The organism is Vreelandella alkaliphila, assembly GCF_016107625.1.
Lineage (GTDB): Bacteria > Pseudomonadota > Gammaproteobacteria > Pseudomonadales > Halomonadaceae > Vreelandella > Vreelandella alkaliphila.
In genome coordinates this window covers 347,637-363,714 of sequence record NZ_JABASV010000004.1, presented here as the reverse complement: position 1 = coordinate 363,714, position 16,078 = coordinate 347,637, and the positions used below count along the sequence as shown (strand labels likewise).

The 16,078-nt window shown below is 48.4% G+C and carries 12 protein-coding genes; 11 read left to right on the top strand and 1 reads right to left on the bottom strand.

Translation table 11 applies throughout. The annotated features are described in order from the left end of the window. Nucleotides 1-78: 78 nt before the first annotated feature. From JFC11_RS08700 to JFC11_RS08690, 3 genes are all read left to right on the top strand, one after another. Nucleotides 79-1,116, top strand: coding sequence for a hypothetical protein (locus JFC11_RS08700; RefSeq protein ID WP_198349240.1), 1,038 nt, complete (start codon nucleotides 79-81; stop codon nucleotides 1,114-1,116). 108 nt (nucleotides 1,117-1,224) lie between these two features. Further along, nucleotides 1,225-1,947 (top strand): DUF6270 domain-containing protein, encoded by a 723-nt coding sequence (locus tag JFC11_RS08695; RefSeq protein ID WP_198349238.1) that lies wholly within the window; start codon nucleotides 1,225-1,227, stop codon nucleotides 1,945-1,947. Nucleotides 1,948-2,086: 139 nt separating this feature from the next. Continuing rightward, nucleotides 2,087-4,213 (top strand): heparinase II/III domain-containing protein, encoded by a 2,127-nt coding sequence (locus JFC11_RS08690; RefSeq protein ID WP_232482828.1) that lies wholly within the window; start codon nucleotides 2,087-2,089, stop codon nucleotides 4,211-4,213. Between the two features lie 39 nt (nucleotides 4,214-4,252). Here the strand turns inward: JFC11_RS08690 and JFC11_RS08685 are convergent, their stop codons facing one another. Beyond that, nucleotides 4,253-5,980: an SLC13 family permease gene (locus tag JFC11_RS08685; protein ID WP_198349235.1), complete on the bottom strand. Its 1,728-nt coding sequence runs from the start codon at nucleotides 5,978-5,980 to the stop codon at nucleotides 4,253-4,255. A gap of 139 nt (nucleotides 5,981-6,119) precedes the next feature. Between JFC11_RS08685 and JFC11_RS08680 the strand changes: the two genes are divergently transcribed. From JFC11_RS08680 to JFC11_RS08645, 8 genes are all read left to right on the top strand, one after another. Next, a complete protein-coding gene (locus JFC11_RS08680; RefSeq protein ID WP_198349233.1) occupies nucleotides 6,120-6,932 on the top strand; it encodes a helix-turn-helix domain-containing protein in 813 nt (270 codons plus the stop codon). Between the two features lie 115 nt (nucleotides 6,933-7,047). Then, entirely contained in the window at nucleotides 7,048-7,950 is a 903-nt protein-coding gene (gene cysD / locus JFC11_RS08675; protein WP_038485914.1) for a sulfate adenylyltransferase subunit CysD, read from the top strand. Next, entirely contained in the window at nucleotides 7,950-9,854 is a 1,905-nt protein-coding gene (gene cysN, locus JFC11_RS08670; protein WP_198349231.1) for a sulfate adenylyltransferase subunit CysN, read from the top strand. The genes cysD and cysN overlap by 1 nt, the downstream gene beginning before the upstream one ends. Before the next feature lie 97 nt (nucleotides 9,855-9,951). Then, nucleotides 9,952-10,722, top strand: coding sequence for a 3'(2'),5'-bisphosphate nucleotidase CysQ (gene cysQ / locus JFC11_RS08665; protein WP_198349229.1), 771 nt, complete (start codon nucleotides 9,952-9,954; stop codon nucleotides 10,720-10,722). A 132-nt stretch (nucleotides 10,723-10,854) separates the two neighbouring features. After that, on the top strand, nucleotides 10,855-11,088 hold the full coding sequence (locus JFC11_RS08660) for a hypothetical protein (protein WP_198349227.1): 234 nt from the start codon (nucleotides 10,855-10,857) through the stop codon (nucleotides 11,086-11,088). A gap of 2 nt (nucleotides 11,089-11,090) precedes the next feature. Next, nucleotides 11,091-12,938 (top strand): glutamine--fructose-6-phosphate transaminase (isomerizing), encoded by a 1,848-nt coding sequence (glmS, locus tag JFC11_RS08655; protein ID WP_095603273.1) that lies wholly within the window; start codon nucleotides 11,091-11,093, stop codon nucleotides 12,936-12,938. Nucleotides 12,939-13,477: 539 nt separating this feature from the next. After that, nucleotides 13,478-14,821: a phosphoglucosamine mutase gene (glmM, locus tag JFC11_RS08650; protein ID WP_038485902.1), complete on the top strand. Its 1,344-nt coding sequence runs from the start codon at nucleotides 13,478-13,480 to the stop codon at nucleotides 14,819-14,821. Nucleotides 14,822-14,893: 72 nt separating this feature from the next. Continuing rightward, nucleotides 14,894-16,060, top strand: coding sequence for a nucleotide sugar dehydrogenase (locus tag JFC11_RS08645; RefSeq protein ID WP_038485898.1), 1,167 nt, complete (start codon nucleotides 14,894-14,896; stop codon nucleotides 16,058-16,060). Nucleotides 16,061-16,078: the final 18 nt, after the last annotated feature.

Sequence of the window (16,078 nt, the reverse complement as noted above, 5' to 3'; positions counted from 1 at the left end):
TTTTTAAATTGACATTAAGAGCTTGCTGTATTTTTAATGTAAAATGTTAATTTAGTTTAAAATTTTTTGGTGAATTTGATGTATGATTCTTATTTTTATTATATGAACGGAAAGATTAAGTGTGAGTCTTCGTTTAAAGGGAGTTACGCAGCTTATCTTATAAAAAATGGCGAGGTAGTTGAAAAGCAGCACTATACGAAAAAAAAAGAAAAGGTATTCTCTTGGTACGGCGAAGGTGTGTATTCAGTTAGGTTTTTTTTTGCTATTAATGGTGAAAGGGTGAAGTACCTTGCCAAATCTTTTTTTATTCGAGAAAAAGTTAAGTACTTGGTTGACGACACTGAATACCGATCAAGAAATATAGCAGAAGGTGAGAATTTTAGAATATTATTTTTTGATAATCATGCTGAAGTGACGTTTATAACTTTTAACGGAACCCGCTCAAGAAAAAAGTCTCTTCCATTTGCTTTAAAATATTGTAAAAAAAGAAATTTTAATTTGATATCTGTTAATCAGGATGGGGATAGTCAGTACCAAGACCTAAGTTTGAGCATTTTTCACGAGGCTGTTAGAAATTACCTAACGTCATCAAATATAAATTATGGAGCGAGTCTCGGTGGTTACTGTGCTCTTTATTATGCAGGAGTAATAAATGCTAATGTTATCGCGATTTCTCCTAAAAATTCAGCTCATCCAAAATTTATAAAGAAAAGATTTAAAGGGTTGAACTTTAAGCATAAAGAAATTCGTGACACACCAACCTCTAAGGGTAATGTAAATATTTTTTTCGATCCTTATAAAGTCGAAGATGTGAAATTTCTTGAAGGGTTGATACTTCCATATTCTGATAACTGTAAGCTGCATCCTCTGCCTCACGCAGGTCATCAATTACTGAAATATGTTAAAGAACTTGGTTGTTTGACAGAATTGATTGACTCTCTTGTGATAAATGAATGTATTGATATTGAAGAAAATGTTGAAAACTCAACTTATTTGGCTGAAAAAGCATGGTTTTTATACAGAGATGATAACAAAGAGGTAGCAAAAGAAATGGCGCTAAGGTCCATGGATATAGCACCTAATAGAAGAGCCGAAATGCTGTTGAGCCTTTTTTAATTGTAGATTCATATCGAGCAGATTTTAAATATATTTGGCTATGGCGCTATGTGATTTAATTAAGCTGAAAAGTTAATTAAAGTTGATGAGTTATTTTGAGAGGTGTTTGTGAAGAGAATAGCAGTTTATGGTGGCTGTTGTAGTCGGGATGCTTTTGGTTTTGATAATAGCTATTCAGTTGTTAATTACATTGCGAGAACTTCTGTTGTTAGTATGTTTTCTCCACCCCCAAAAGAGTCTTTTGATTACAGTTTGGTCAGTTCGCCGTTTCAAAAAAGGATGGTTCAAGCTGATGTGACTAAAACAGCCAAAGACTCTCTTTTTAGATCCTTAAGCGATAATATCCTTATCATGGATTTTCTAGTTGAACGCCTTGATTTAATTGAAACGCCATCCGGCGGCATCTTGACTAGAACCACAGAGTTGGCGAAGATTAATAAAATAAAAAAAATACCTACACGGCGGACTATTCGTCGTTTTTCGGATGAAAAGAAAGAATTGTTTAAAATTGCTTGGAATGAATTTTTTGCCAAAGCTCAGCAGCTGGGTGTAGTAGATAATATTGTTATAAATAAGTTGTTCTTAACAGATAGGATTCATGGTGGTGGTGTTTTTGAAGAAAAAGACAAAAGGTTTGCGGCTGAGGTTAATGACTTGCTTGTCTTTATCTACAGAGTTATTGAGAAGGATATATCTTATAAGCAATTTATAGAATATCCAGACTCTGTATTGATGGCTAATCCAAACCATCGCTGGGGACTGAGTCCATATCACTTTGTAGATGAATTTTATAAATTTCAACTTGATAAATTATCCAGTTTTTACAAGTAAGGCTATTTTAATGCCAAGTTTTATGAGCGGTAACATATTTAATGACACCTTTGATATGTGTGTGTATTCGCGTCTTGAGAATTTAATAAAATCTAAAAATAACCAGTCATATGGTGATAAAATTTTCAATGAGCATCAGATGGTGCTAGGCCCTTTCAAGGCTGTTAACTTTAGTGGCTGGGGCGACTGGGAGCAAGATCCGCTTAAAGACCGCAGTTGGCAGTGGCGGTTGAATTGGCTGTCGTTTTTATCTTATTTGATGGCTTACCACCGTTCCTCTGAAAATGATGCTGTGCTGGACTGCGCTCGCGAAGCAGTTGCGTCATGGTTGGATACCTATCTGGAAACAGATACGACGTATCCTTTTGAGTTTATTTGGCATGACCATGCTACCGCACTAAGAGCTGAGCAGCTGGTGCTACTAACCTATTACTGTCGTCGTTACGCTTCTGACTGGGCAAAATCAAACGCTAAATTTTTAGCGTATGTGGAGAGGGCAGTAGAAATACACGGTCAATGGCTAGCCAAGGACAGTTTCTATTCCGAACATACTAACCATGGGTTGGAGCAAGCCCGTGTGCTGTTGTTGCTCGGAACTGTGTTTGAAGGTGAGCAGGCCTTAACGTGGCAGCAGATAGCTAAACAGCGAATCAGCAGTGAATTGACGTTTTCATTTACGGACGAAGGCGTCCATGTTGAAAACAGCCCTGCATACCATATTTTTGTCTTCAAGGTTTTTCTGGGAATCATCAAGGATTATCCCGATGAAGTGCTAGGAGGGCTCTCTAGCCAGTTCGATGTATTTGCCCACAAAGCACTGCGTTTTATTACCCATATACTCCGCCCCGATGGCCTTTTACCGCCGATTGGAGATACTGAACAGCTGCCTACTTCCAATATGTACCGCGATGCTTTTGGCGATATGGCGGAATATCAACATCTACTGTATGCATTGACGAATGGCAAGCAGGGGGAGCGGCCACCAGAAGTTAACGTGGTTTATCCCCGCTCTGGCTATGCTGTGTTTCGCGATTTATGGCCCAGTCAGGAGGGTTTCCGTAACGCGCTACACTGCATCGTAAAAGTGGGTTGTTCCAGCCGCTATCATCACCAACAAGATGAAGGGCATATTAGTCTTTATGCTGGTGGCGAGGATTGGTTAATTGACTCAGGTTTATATAACTATAGCGGCAAAGATCCGATACGCCGTTATATGCGCAGTCGTGCAGCGCATAATATCCCTCTGGTGTCGGATGCTGGCTATGATGCGGACTTTGAGCATCGTCTGAGTGCCTGGGAAGTAACCACGTTTGATGAATCGTCCTCTTCTCCTTTTATTGACATGACCTTGAATGTCCTGCCCCAAGTTGCGCATAAGCGTCGCGTCGCCCTGAATGCGGCACAGCAGGAGTTAACAGTGGTTGAACGTTTTCACTGCAATGATGCACAGCCTCGCGAAGTGATTTTGCAGTGGCACTTTCCGCAAGATAAGAAGATTAGTCTTCAAGGTAATCGTGCGATCATCAGCAGCGCGACGGGCAGCCAGCTGCTAATGGAAATTCAAGGCGCGCAACCTGATAGCTTATCGGTGGTAAGTGGTTGGAAAGAAGAGCGTGTTTTCAGTGCTTTTTCTACTAAGGCAAACCAGCTTGAGTCTAGCCAGCTATTGCAAGTTGTGTTTGCGCCGAGTAGCTCATTGGAGGTGACCACAAGGTTTCACCTGACACTATCGCCACAGCGCAGACTTGCTGCATCACATACTCAGTCAAGCAATGGAGATTCCCTTGAAGCACTGGCCGCTTTGATGGACCGAACAGGGTTGTGGCAGCACACGTTGTTATTGGGTAATAACGCGTTAGCTTCTAGGTTAGGCAGGTTGCACCAGGATAAAAGCCGGGGCTTTGTGTCTGTCATGACTGACAGTGATAATGCCCGTCAGCACGTAGAGGCTCAGTTGGAGAGCAAAGGGCTTGGGCTATGGGCGCAGTCGTTGTCGCTTACAGGGGCGGCTGATAGCGAAGAAGGGGCTGTCTCTGAGCATGCCTTAAGGGGCCTTAAAGGCATAAGTTTATTGGTTATTGGCACATCAGATTTTTCAGACGAATATCTAGAAGCGTTGCTCTGTAAGCTTTTGCCCATACTGTTGCCACGCTTAGCGCCTACTGCACAGGTGTGGTTAGCGGATAATATGAATGTATCCTTAAAAGCTTTGTGTCAGCAATGGGCTGAGCGGCATGGCTTCAAAGTAGCCGAGTTGGCTAATTGAGGTGGCTAGTTGATGACGCGTGCCCCTAGCCAAAATAGCCTAAAAAGGGAACACCATGGGTGTTATAACCAATACTGCGGCCGAGTAAGTGATGCTGACGGGTAAACCAATCTTGAAGAAATCAGTAATTTTATAGCGCCCTGGTGAATACACCATCAGGTGGGTCTGATAGCCAAAGGGAATTAAAAAGCAGGCGCTTGCACCGTAGGCAACTGCCATCACAAATGGCAAAGGGTCGACACCAAAGGCTTGGGCGGTGCTCCAGGCAATAGGGAAAGCCAGGGCGGCAGCGGCGTTATTGGTGACTGTTTCGGTTAATAATAGGGTTAGTAGATAGCAGCCAATAAAGGCAGCGTAAACGCCGTAACCGCTAAACATCCACTGCATTCCTCCTGCCAGGACAGCGGCGGCTCCTGAGTTTTCTAACGCTTGCGCTATCCCTAAGGCAGAACCAATGATTAGCCAAAGCTCAAACGGAAAACGGCGACGTAATTCTGCCAGGCTAATCACTTTTAATAGCAATAGGCCGCCCAACAATAGTAGCAAACCATGAAACAGCGGCAGTAAGTTGGCTGTCGCGAGTGCGATAACTGTTGCAAACCCACCTAGCGTAATAATGCTCTCTTTTAGCGTAAGCTGCGGGCGTGTGAAACTGCCACTGAGCAGATGGAAGTTACGGTCTATATTGCGGTGTTGGCGAAAGTCGGCGCTTACGGCGAGGAGCAAGCAGTCGCCTACACGCAGGGGGATTTTGCCAAGCTGACCCTCCAGACGTTTGCCGCCACGACGTATGCCGACAACCCCTGCACTAAACATACTGCGGAAATCGACGTCCTGTAGTGTTTTGCTGGAAAGTTCTGATTCGTGGGAAATAACCACTTCTACTAAATTGGTGGCTAGCAAGTTATCAGCTTGATGACCAAATAGATTGAGCCCAGGAAAGCGTTGTAGTGCCTGAACTTTGCTCACTTCTCCAGTAAACACGAGCGTATCGGCCGCTTGAAGGCGTTCTTCTGGCGCAACGGGGCTGATTAGGCGGCCTTGGCGTTCAATTTCCAATAGATAAAGCCCATTTAGGCTTCTTAAGCCGTTCTCTTCAATACTCTTGCCAATCATCGGTGAGTCGGCTTCTACATCTGCAGCAAGAAAGTAGGAGAGCTTTTCGTCGGTGTCTTCCAAGCGATGGTGAGGTAGGGCATTCGCCCGCCATAGCAGTATGCATAGCGTGATTAATGCAACGGGCACCCCCACTAAACTGAATTGAAACATGCCTAGCTCACTACCGCTGGCGCTAAGATTAAATGAATTCACCACCAAGTTAGTGGATGTGCCTACCAGCGTAGTGATCCCTCCTAAAATCGAGGCGTAAGAAAGCGGAATTAATAGCCGTGATGGTGCAATGCGCTGTTGGCGGGAAATAGCCCCTAAAAATGCCGCAACGACTGCGGTGTTGTTCAAAAATGCAGAAAGCACCGCGGTGCTGCCCATTAGCCGAGCCGTGGCTAAGCGGGGGTGGCCTTTGAGTAAGTGGCGGGAAAGCCAGTCCAGCAGTGGCGAGCGCTCTAATGCAAGTGATACCAATAGTAGTAAGAGTAGCGTAGCCAATGCGGGGTTGGTGTATTGCATTAGCAACGTGCTGGTATCAACAAACCCAAACAGCAAAAACAGGCCAGCAAGGGTAACAAAGGCAATCGCAGGCTTAACTTTTCCGCTGATTAACAGTACCAGCAATACAACTATTGATAACAAAACGGCCCATGGGCTCATGTTAATCCTTACAAAACATAATTCATGTTAGAAACTTGCTGGATTCTACGCGGGCTTTTATGATGGTGTCTAATAATTGCCAACGATAGCGTTATGTGTTGTTTATTAATTGTTTTAAATCAAAGGTTTATGCTCAATATTGGCCATTAAACATTTATCGCCTGAATTGCTAAACGAACGCCGTAAGCAGGCGGTTAAGCTTCGTTTAGACGGCCATACCGTTGCGGTAGCCAGCCAGCAAACAGGGCTTTCTGCGCCGACTGTTTCGGCTGCTTGGAAGGCCTTTCGTGAAGGCGGCTGGGCAGCGGTACCCGTCAAACCCCGCGGGCGTTTAAAAGGTCAGGCTAACGTCCTTGGGACAGATGTCCAGGCGCTTTTGTGGCAGGCGCTTTATCAGGAGCCACGAAATAGTTTATTGCACCTAGCACCAGGTTGGAGCAGTGCTGGATTGGCTGAATGGCTTAGTACGCAACACGGCGTTGTGCTATCTCAGCGGGCGATTGAACACTGGTGGGAAGCGCAAGGGTTGAAGCATAAGCCTTGGAAACTTGAGTACTTAACAAATAGCCACCTAGCAAATAACTACCTAGCAAAGCAGCGTTCCCAAGAGGGGCGTTGGTTTCGCAGCGCGGTGGCTCCCGTTTTTACCAAGCTGAAAGATGCGGACCAACGTTGGCAAGGTGGTGTTCGGCGGGTGGCTCGTCCATCCGGTTCCGTGTACCAGATTTATTTGCATGGCCCCAGGGGGCGGTTATTAATGCGTTGCTTTAAAAAGCCGCCTAAAGCGCAAGATTACTTAGCGGTATTTGATGCATTAAATTCATCCGGTGCTGCTGCCCTGGTATTTCATGGGGCTTTGCTTTCAGCTAGCCCAGAAGTTACTGACTGGTTAGCGCAGCAGCCTGCGTTTTGGCTAGTGCCAGTGCCTGCTGATTTTACGCTTACCATATAGGGCTGTGTTAATAGGGCCGCACTAGTTGCGTAAATTGCTGAAGTTAAGGGTTTTTAAGTCAGCGCCCCGAGTGGCCACTTGAGAACGATTTTTTCATATAACATTGGGATAGATGATGACATCACTCACCCATCTGCAGCGTCTGGAAGCAGAAAGTATTCAGATTATGCGCGAAGTGGTCGCCGAGGCTGAAAATCCAGTCATGCTGTATTCCGTCGGTAAAGATTCTGCGGTTATGCTGCACTTGGCACGTAAGGCGTTTGCGCCTGGACCACCGCCGTTTCCGCTCTTGCACGTAGACACGCGTTGGAAGTTCCGCGCGATGTATGAATTCCGCGATAAAATGGCCGAAGAGATCGGCATGGATCTTCTGGTGCATATTAACCCGGAAGGGATCGAGAAAGACATCAATCCGTTTACGCACGGCTCGGCGATTCACACCGATGTGATGAAAACTGAAGGCCTGAAGCAAGCGCTTGATAAGTACGGGTTCGATGCGGCCTTTGGTGGTGCTCGTCGTGATGAAGAGAAGTCTCGTGCCAAAGAGCGCGTGTTCTCTTTCCGCTCTGCTCAACACCGTTGGGACCCGAAAAATCAGCGTCCTGAGCTGTGGAAGCTGTACAACACGCGTAAGAACCCTAAAGAGTCTATTCGTGTGTTCCCCATCTCTAACTGGACCGAGCTGGATATCTGGCAGTATATCCATCTGCAGAATATTCCCATTGTGCCGCTTTACTACTCAGCAGAGCGCCCGGTGGTTGAACGCGATGGTGCGTTGATCATGGTGGACGATGAGCGCATGCCGCTGGAGTCGGGTGAAGTCCCGATGATGCGCAAGGTTCGTTTCCGTACGCTTGGGTGCTACCCCCTAACAGGGGCGGTGGAGTCTGAAGCCGATACGCTTCCTGCCATCATTCAAGAAATGCTGTTGACCAAGACGTCAGAACGTCAGGGGCGTGTGATTGATCACGATAGCGCTGCCTCCATGGAGAAGAAAAAGCAAGAGGGTTACTTCTAATGTCGCATTCATCTGAACTCATTGCCGAAGACATCGAAGGTTACCTGAAGGCCCACGAGCATAAAGGCCTGCTGCGTTTTATTACCTGTGGCAGTGTCGATGACGGTAAAAGCACCCTGATTGGCCGCTTGCTGTTTGAATCTAAACTGCTCTTTGAAGATCAGTTGGCTGCTATTGAAGCTGACTCTAAAAAGTTCGGTACTCAGGGCGGCGACATGGACTTCGCGCTGCTGGTTGATGGCTTGGCAGCAGAGCGCGAGCAAGGCATCACTATCGATGTAGCGTATCGCTTTTTCTCCACCGAAAAGCGCAAGTTTATCGTTGCTGATACGCCTGGGCATGAGCAGTACACCCGTAACATGGTGACCGGTGCTTCCACGGCAGACGCTGCTATTTTGATGGTTGATGCGCGCCACGGCATTTTGACACAGACTCGTCGCCACAGTTTTTTAATGTCTTTGATGGGCATGCGGCATGTCGTCGTTGCCATCAATAAAATGGACTTGGTAGATTACTCTAAAGCGCGTTTTGACCAAATCGTTGAAGAGTACCGTACGTTTGCCAAACAGCTCGGTTTGGAAAATATTACGTTTATCCCCATGTCGGCATTAAAAGGCGATAACGTTATTGAGCCAAGCCCGCACATGCCTTGGTATCACGGCACTACACTGATGGGCTATTTGGAAACCGTAGAGCTAGATGCCGAGCATTTGCAGCGTTCTCCCTTCCGGATGCCAGTGCAGTGGGTTAACCGTCCTAACCTGGATTTCCGTGGTTTCAGTGGCATGGTATCAAGCGGTGTTGTTCGCCCTGGCGATCAGATCCGTGTTCAGCCTTCTGGTAAAACCAGTACGGTGTCACGCATCTACACCTTTGATGGTGACTTGGATGAGGCGGTGGCAGGCCAGTCGGTAACGCTACTGTTGGAAGATGAAATTGATATCTCCCGGGGTGATGTCATTTCCGGTGTAGAGCAGCCTGCGCATACGGCTGATCAGTTCGAAACAACGTTGGTGTGGATGCATGAGGCGCCGCTGCTGCCGGGCCGCCCCTACCTAATGAAGCTAGGCACCCAGATGGTGTCAGCGACCGTTACCGATATTAAATATCAGGTTAACGTTAATACGCTGGAACACACGGCTGGCAAGCAGCTTGATTTGAACGGCATTGGTATCTGCACGATTAGCCTCAACCGTGCGGTTGCTTTTGATGCTTATCAAGATAACCACGATACCGGTGGCTTCATCCTGATTGACCGTATGACGAACAATACGGTGGGTGCAGGTATGCTGCATTTTGCCCTTCGTCGTAGCCAGAATATTCATATGCAACATGTGGATATTGATAAGCAGGCACGTGCGTTGGCGAAGAGCCAGAAGCCCGCAGTTCTGTGGTTCACAGGTCTTTCTGGTGCTGGTAAATCAACGATCGCTAATTTGGTTGAGAAAAAGCTATTTACCCAGGGCCAGCATACCTACTTACTGGACGGTGATAACGTTCGTCATGGTTTAAACCGTGACTTAGGCTTTACCGATGCTGATCGGGTTGAAAACGTGCGCCGTGTAGCTGAAACCGCCAAGCTGATGGTTGATGCCGGGTTGATCGTTATGTCCGCGTTTATTTCGCCTTTCCGCAGCGAGCGTCAACTAGCGCGAGATTTGCTGGAAGCGGGTGAGTTCATCGAGATTTTTGTAGATGCGCCGCTTGATGTAGTGGAGGCCCGGGATCCTAAGGGGCTTTATAAAAAGGCCCGTCGCGGTGAGCTGAAAAACTTCACGGGCATTGATTCAACGTATGAAGCACCTGAGTCACCAGATATTCATCTGAAAACTTCAGAAATGAGTGCCGAAGAAGCGGCTGATAGTGTGATTAAGGCATTACGGGAGCGTGGCTTGATTAGCTGATCTCCACGCAGTGTAGGTTAAACGTGTAATGTAAATACTGATAAGCCACCAAGCAGCTAGTCGCTGTTTGGTGGCTTAATCATAAGGAAATGACAAGATGATTGATCAAGCGTTATTGGATTCTGTGGAACGTATTGCTCGTGAAGCGGGCGATGCCATTATGGCGGTTTATGCACGCGAATTTAGCGTGGAAGAAAAAGAAGACAAAAGCCCATTAACTGAAGCGGATCAAGCTGCCCATCATGTGATTATGCGTGGCCTGCAAAGTCTTCCAGTGCAGTTGCCAATACTCTCTGAAGAAGATGCAGAAGGCTTTGCCGGGGTAGATAGCAATGGTCGCTATTGGCTGGTAGACCCGCTTGATGGCACAAAAGAGTTTATCAAGCGTAACGGCGAGTTCACCGTTAATATTGCGCTGATTGAAAACGGCAAACCCGTGTTGGGCGTTGTTACCGCTCCGGCGCTTGAAACCGCTTATGTTGCCGCTGAGGGTTTAGGTGCATTCAAGGTGGAAGCGAGTGGCGAGCGCCATGAAATTTGTGTTGCGGGCAAACCGGAGGCTGCTTCTGCTTGGCGTGTCGTGGGTAGTCGCTCGCACCCCAGCCCTGACTTGGCAGCATGGCTTGAAAAACTAGGCAAGCACGAAATGCTGCCCATGGGCAGTTCGCTTAAACTATGCTTAATCGCAGAAGGAAAGGCCGATGCTTACCCCCGCTTAGGCCCTACCTGCCTTTGGGACACCGGCGCCGCTCATGCGGTCGTGCTTCAAGCGGGTGGCCGGGTTGAAACGCTAGAAGGCGAGCCGCTTAGCTATGCCAACCCTAGCGAAAAGCTCAACCCATATTTTATTGTTTGGGGAAATGCGTAAAGGGCATGTTTTGAAGGGCATGTTTTGAAGGCCATGTTTTGAAGGCCATGTTTTGAAGGACATGCTTTGAAGGCTGAGCCATGGGGAGTGTAAGATGCTCCCCTTTAAGAGGCTGTTCATGGGATGCTTTCCATGAACGGTCTTTATACAGGCAATGATTGGTCTCTTGTGATCGGTCTTCTGCCGCTGATTTTTGTGACTGTTTTTTGTGAATGGTCTTTGAGGCTGGTCTTTGTGATGGATCTTTGTAAACAGTCCTTTGCAAATGGCCTTTTGCTAGTCGTTTTTTGCAAATGGTTCTTTGCACATGGCTCTTTGCATGCGAGTGAAAGCCATCGTCGTTATAAGTCGTTATTAAAGGATTGAGTATGTGCGGAATCGTCGGCGCCATTGGCGCAATGGAATGTACCCCGTTTTTGCTGTCAGGCTTGAAAGTGCTTGAATACCGCGGCTATGACTCTGCTGGGTTAGCCGTGCTAGATGCATCCGGAACTTTGGTGCGCGCCCGTGCTAAAGGCCGCGTGTCTGAACTGGAAGCCCGCGTTGCAGAGAAGGGGGCAGTGGGTAATGTGGGCATAGCGCACACCCGTTGGGCAACGCACGGTGTTCCTGCTGAACGTAACGCTCATCCGCATATTTCTAGCGGGTTAGCCGTTGTGCACAATGGCATCATTGAAAACTATGAAACCCTCCGTGAAAAGCTTCAGGGGTTAGGGTACGAGTTCACTTCAGACACCGACACTGAAACCATTGCGCACCTCATTCAAGCCTGCTTTAAAGGCGAAATTGGCGAACCAGCGGAAAATCTTTTTTCTGCAGTGCGTTGTGCTGTGGCGCAATTGCAAGGCGCTTTTGCTCTGGCAGTGGTAAGCGAAGAAGAGCCGGATTGCTTAGTGGTGGCTCGTGAAGGTTCGCCGCTGATGTTAGGTATTGCTGATGACGGCCACTATGCCGCTTCAGATGCCTCGGCGCTGCTGTCTGTCACTCAGCGTATGATGTACCTGGAAAATGGTGATGTCGCGCGCTTAACGCGTGACTCGATCACGTTGGTTGATGCGCTTGGCCAGCCCGCTCAGCGGGAAGTGATTACCTCTAGCCTTTCTGCGAATGCAGTTGAGCTAGGCGAGTTTAATCACTACATGCAAAAAGAGATGTTTGAGCAGCCCCAGGCATTGGGTAACACGCTGGAAATGCTGAGCGGTGCAGGTCAACTGCAGCCGGGTATTTTTGGCGCAGAAGCGCAAGGCGTTTTTGAGCAGGTAGATTCCGTATTGATTCTGGCCTGTGGTACGTCTAGCTATGCGGGTATGACGGCTAAGTACTGGATTGAGCAAGTCGCCGGTATTGCGTGCCATGTTGAAATTGCTAGTGAGTACCGTTATCGCCACAGCGTAGCGAATCCTAATCAGCTCGTCGTGGTTATTTCTCAGTCGGGCGAAACCGCTGATACCCTCGCCGCGTTGCAGCACGCTAAATCAATGGGGCACACCCATACATTGGCGATTTGCAACGTACCTGAATCTGCCATTGTGCGCGAAACGCTGTTGCGCTTTATTACCCGTGCTGGTCCGGAAATTGGTGTTGCCTCTACGAAAGCCTTCACCACTCAGCTCAGCGCACTATTTTTGCTTACGCTGTTGTTGGCAAAAGCGAATCAGCGGCTAGATGAAGCAGATGAAAAAGCCTATTTGGATGAGCTGCGCCACTTGCCCATCGCGGTCGAAAAAGTGCTGGCGCTAGAGCCAAGCATCAAGGCGTGGTCGAAGCATTTTGCCAATAAGCATCATGCGCTGTTCTTAGGCCGTGGCCGCCACTTCCCGATTGCGTTGGAAGGTGCGCTGAAGCTGAAAGAAATCTCCTATATCCACGCAGAAGCTTACCCTGCTGGGGAACTGAAGCATGGCCCGCTAGCATTAGTTGATGCAGACATGCCAGTGGTGGTGGTGGCGCCTAATGATGAGCTGCTTGAAAAGCTAAAAGCTAACATGCAAGAAGTGAGCGCCCGTGGCGGTCAGCTTTATGTGTTTGCTGATGGTGGTAGCGCTGTTAAGCCGAGTGAAGGCGTTAATGTACTGGTGATGCCAGAACACTACGGCCTGCTTTCGCCCGTGTTGCACGTGGTAGCACTGCAACTGTTGTCTTACCACGTAGCGCTGGTTAAGGGCACGGATGTAGACAAGCCCCGTAACTTGGCGAAAAGCGTCACCGTGGAGTAATCCAGGGGCGGCTTCGCCGCCTTCGCGGGTGCCTCATTCGCTCGTTCCTCGCGAGATTCGTTACACCGCGCTACAAACGTATTGAATGCACAGGTTTTGTAGCGCGGCGTAAGCGTCAGCGCACCCGCGTGGTAGAGCTGGGTGTGGCGGGATTTGGTGCCGTTGAGCGTTGTTCTGCCGTCTTTCGCGTCGGGCCGCTGCTGAGGGTGCCTCATTGGCTTGTTCCTCGCGAGATTCGTTACACCGCGCTACAAACGTATTGAATGCACAGGTTTTGTAGCGCGGCGTAAGCGTCAGCGCACCCGCGTGGTAGAGCTGGGTGTGGCGGGATTTAGTGCCGTTGAGCGTTGTTCTGCCGTCTTTCACGTCGGGCTGCCGCTGAGGGTGCCTCATTGGCTTGTTCCTCGCGAGATTCGTTACACCGCGCTACAAACGTATTGAATGCACAGGTTTTGTAGCGCGGCGTAAGCGTCAGCGCACCCGCGGGGGGGCTCACCATTCACTTTTCATTATTCACCACTCACTATTCAGGTTTTGACATGCGTAAATATTTTGGCACCGATGGCGTTCGTGGCCGTGTTGGCGAATTCCCCATGACCCCGGACTTTGCAATGAAGTTGGGTTGGGCCGCTGGCAAAGTGCTGGGGGCGGAAGGTATTAAAGAAGTGTTGATTGGCAAAGATACCCGGGCCAGTGGCTACATGTTGGAGTCTGCGTTAGAAGCGGGCTTTTCAGCGGCGGGTGTTAATGTGGCGCTGGTTGGGCCTCTGCCTACACCGGGTGTAGCGTACCTTACTTCTACCTTCCGTGCAGATGCCGGGGTAGTCATCAGCGCTTCTCATAACCCGTTTGACGACAACGGTATCAAAATATTTGGGCAAGGGGGCTATAAGCTAACTGATGCCCAAGAGCAGGAAATTGAAAATAAGCTCCATATTGCCCTGGAAGGCGGTATGGAGTGTGTAGGTTCAGAAGCATTGGGTAAAGCGCGCCGTGTAGACGATGCGGCTGGCCGTTATATCGAATACTGCAAAGCCGTGCTGCCCAGCACATTAAGCTTGAGCGGGCTGAAAATTGTAGTGGATAGCGCGAATGGTGCTGGCTACAAAGTAGCGCCTGCTGTTTACAAAGAGTTAGGTGCTGAGGTTGTTAGCATTCATGACCAGCCTAACGGTGTGAACATTAATGCGAACTGTGGTGCGACCTCTATGCGCAGCCTGTGCACAGCCGTATTAGAGCACGAAGCCGACCTTGGTATCGCGTTGGATGGTGATGCCGATCGTCTGATGATGGTTGATCACACAGGGGCCGTCGTTGATGGCGATGAGCTGCTATTTTTGTTGGCGAAAGATGCCAAAGATGCTGGTTATACGGGCGGCATTGTTGGCACCCAGATGAGCAACCTGGGGCTTGAGCAAGCATTGGCTGCGATTGAAGTGCCTTTTGTGCGCGCAAAAGTAGGCGACCGCTACGTGATGGAGCAGCTAAAAAATACAGGTTGGCGCTTAGGCGGGGAAGGCTCTGGCCATTTGCTGAGCCTGGACCATGCCTCTACGGGAGATGCGGTGATTGCTTCCCTGCGCGTGCTGACTTCATTGCTCAACCAGGGCACGACGCTTTATGTGGCTAAACAAGGCATGAGCAAGCTGCCCCAGGTGTTGGTTAACGTGCGTTTTAAAGCCAGTAAAAACGAAGACCCACTTGAAAGTGTGCCGGTTAAGAAAGCGCTTACCGAGGCTGAAGATAAGCTCGCTACCAATGGCCGTGTGCTGCTACGTAAATCTGGCACTGAGCCGTTGATTCGCGTGATGGTAGAAGCGGGTGATGCGCAGTTGGCGAAATGGTGTGCAGAGCATATTGCCAAAGCGTTACCCACTGGCTAACCTGACGGTTTTTAGTTAAGCGTTTTAAATCAATAGTCTGGCATCGTATGTAACGACTTTAGGTGAGGGTGGATGAAAATTGCAGTCGCTGGCACGGGCTACGTGGGTCTTTCAAACGCGATGTTATTGGCTCAGCACAACGAGGTGGTGGCCGTTGATATCGTTCCTGAAAAGGTCGAAAAGCTAAATAACCGTGTTTCTCCGATTGAGGATGCTGAGGTGACAGCGTTTCTTGAGAGGGAGGACTTGCACTTTACGGCAACCCTGGATGCCGAGGCCGCTTACCAAGGGGCGGATTTTGTCATTATTGCTACCCCGACCGACTACGATCCAGAAACCAACTACTTCAATACCAAAAGCGTTGAGGCGGTGATTACTCAGGTAATGCGTATTAACCCTGATGCGGTGATGGTTATTAAATCTACCGTGCCTGTCGGTTATACCGCGGAAGCCGCCGAACGTTTTAACACACAAAACCTGTTGTTTTCTCCAGAGTTCTTACGTGAAGGAAAGGCCCTGCACGATAACCTCTATCCTTCGCGAATTATTGTGGGTGAGCGTTCCGAGCGTGCAGCGGTCTTCGCCGAGCTACTAAAGCAAGGGGCGGTTAAGAAAGATATTGATGTTCTGCTGACTAACAGCACGGAAGCTGAGGCCATCAAGCTGTTTGCTAATACTTATTTAGCGATGCGCGTGGCGTACTTTAATGAGCTGGATACCTATGCGGAATCGCATGGGTTGAATGCTAAGCAGATTATTGAGGGTGTGGGCTTGGATCCGCGCATTGGTAAACACTACAACAACCCAAGTTTTGGTTATGGCGGCTATTGTTTGCCGAAAGATACCAAGCAGTTGCTGGCCAATTATCAAGATGTGCCTAGCAACATAATTCAAGCTATTGTTGAGGCAAATCGTACCCGTAAAGATTTTATCGCAAAATCCGTTATGCGCCGAAACCCAGAAGTGGTGGGCGTGTACCGGCTGATTATGAAAACTGGCTCTGATAACTTTCGTGCCAGCGCTATGCAGGGTGTGATGAAGCGATTAAAGGCTAGGGGTATTGAAGTGGTGGTCTATGAGCCGGCGCTTGATGCAGATGAGTTCTTCAATTCTGAAGTAATGCGCGATTTAGATGTGTTTAAACAAAAAGCCGATGTGATTTTGGCGAACCGCATGGTGGATGAGCTGCAGGATGTAGCGGATAAAGTATATACCCGTGACCTGTTCGGCAGCGATTAAGCTTAGTGTGTTTTGATA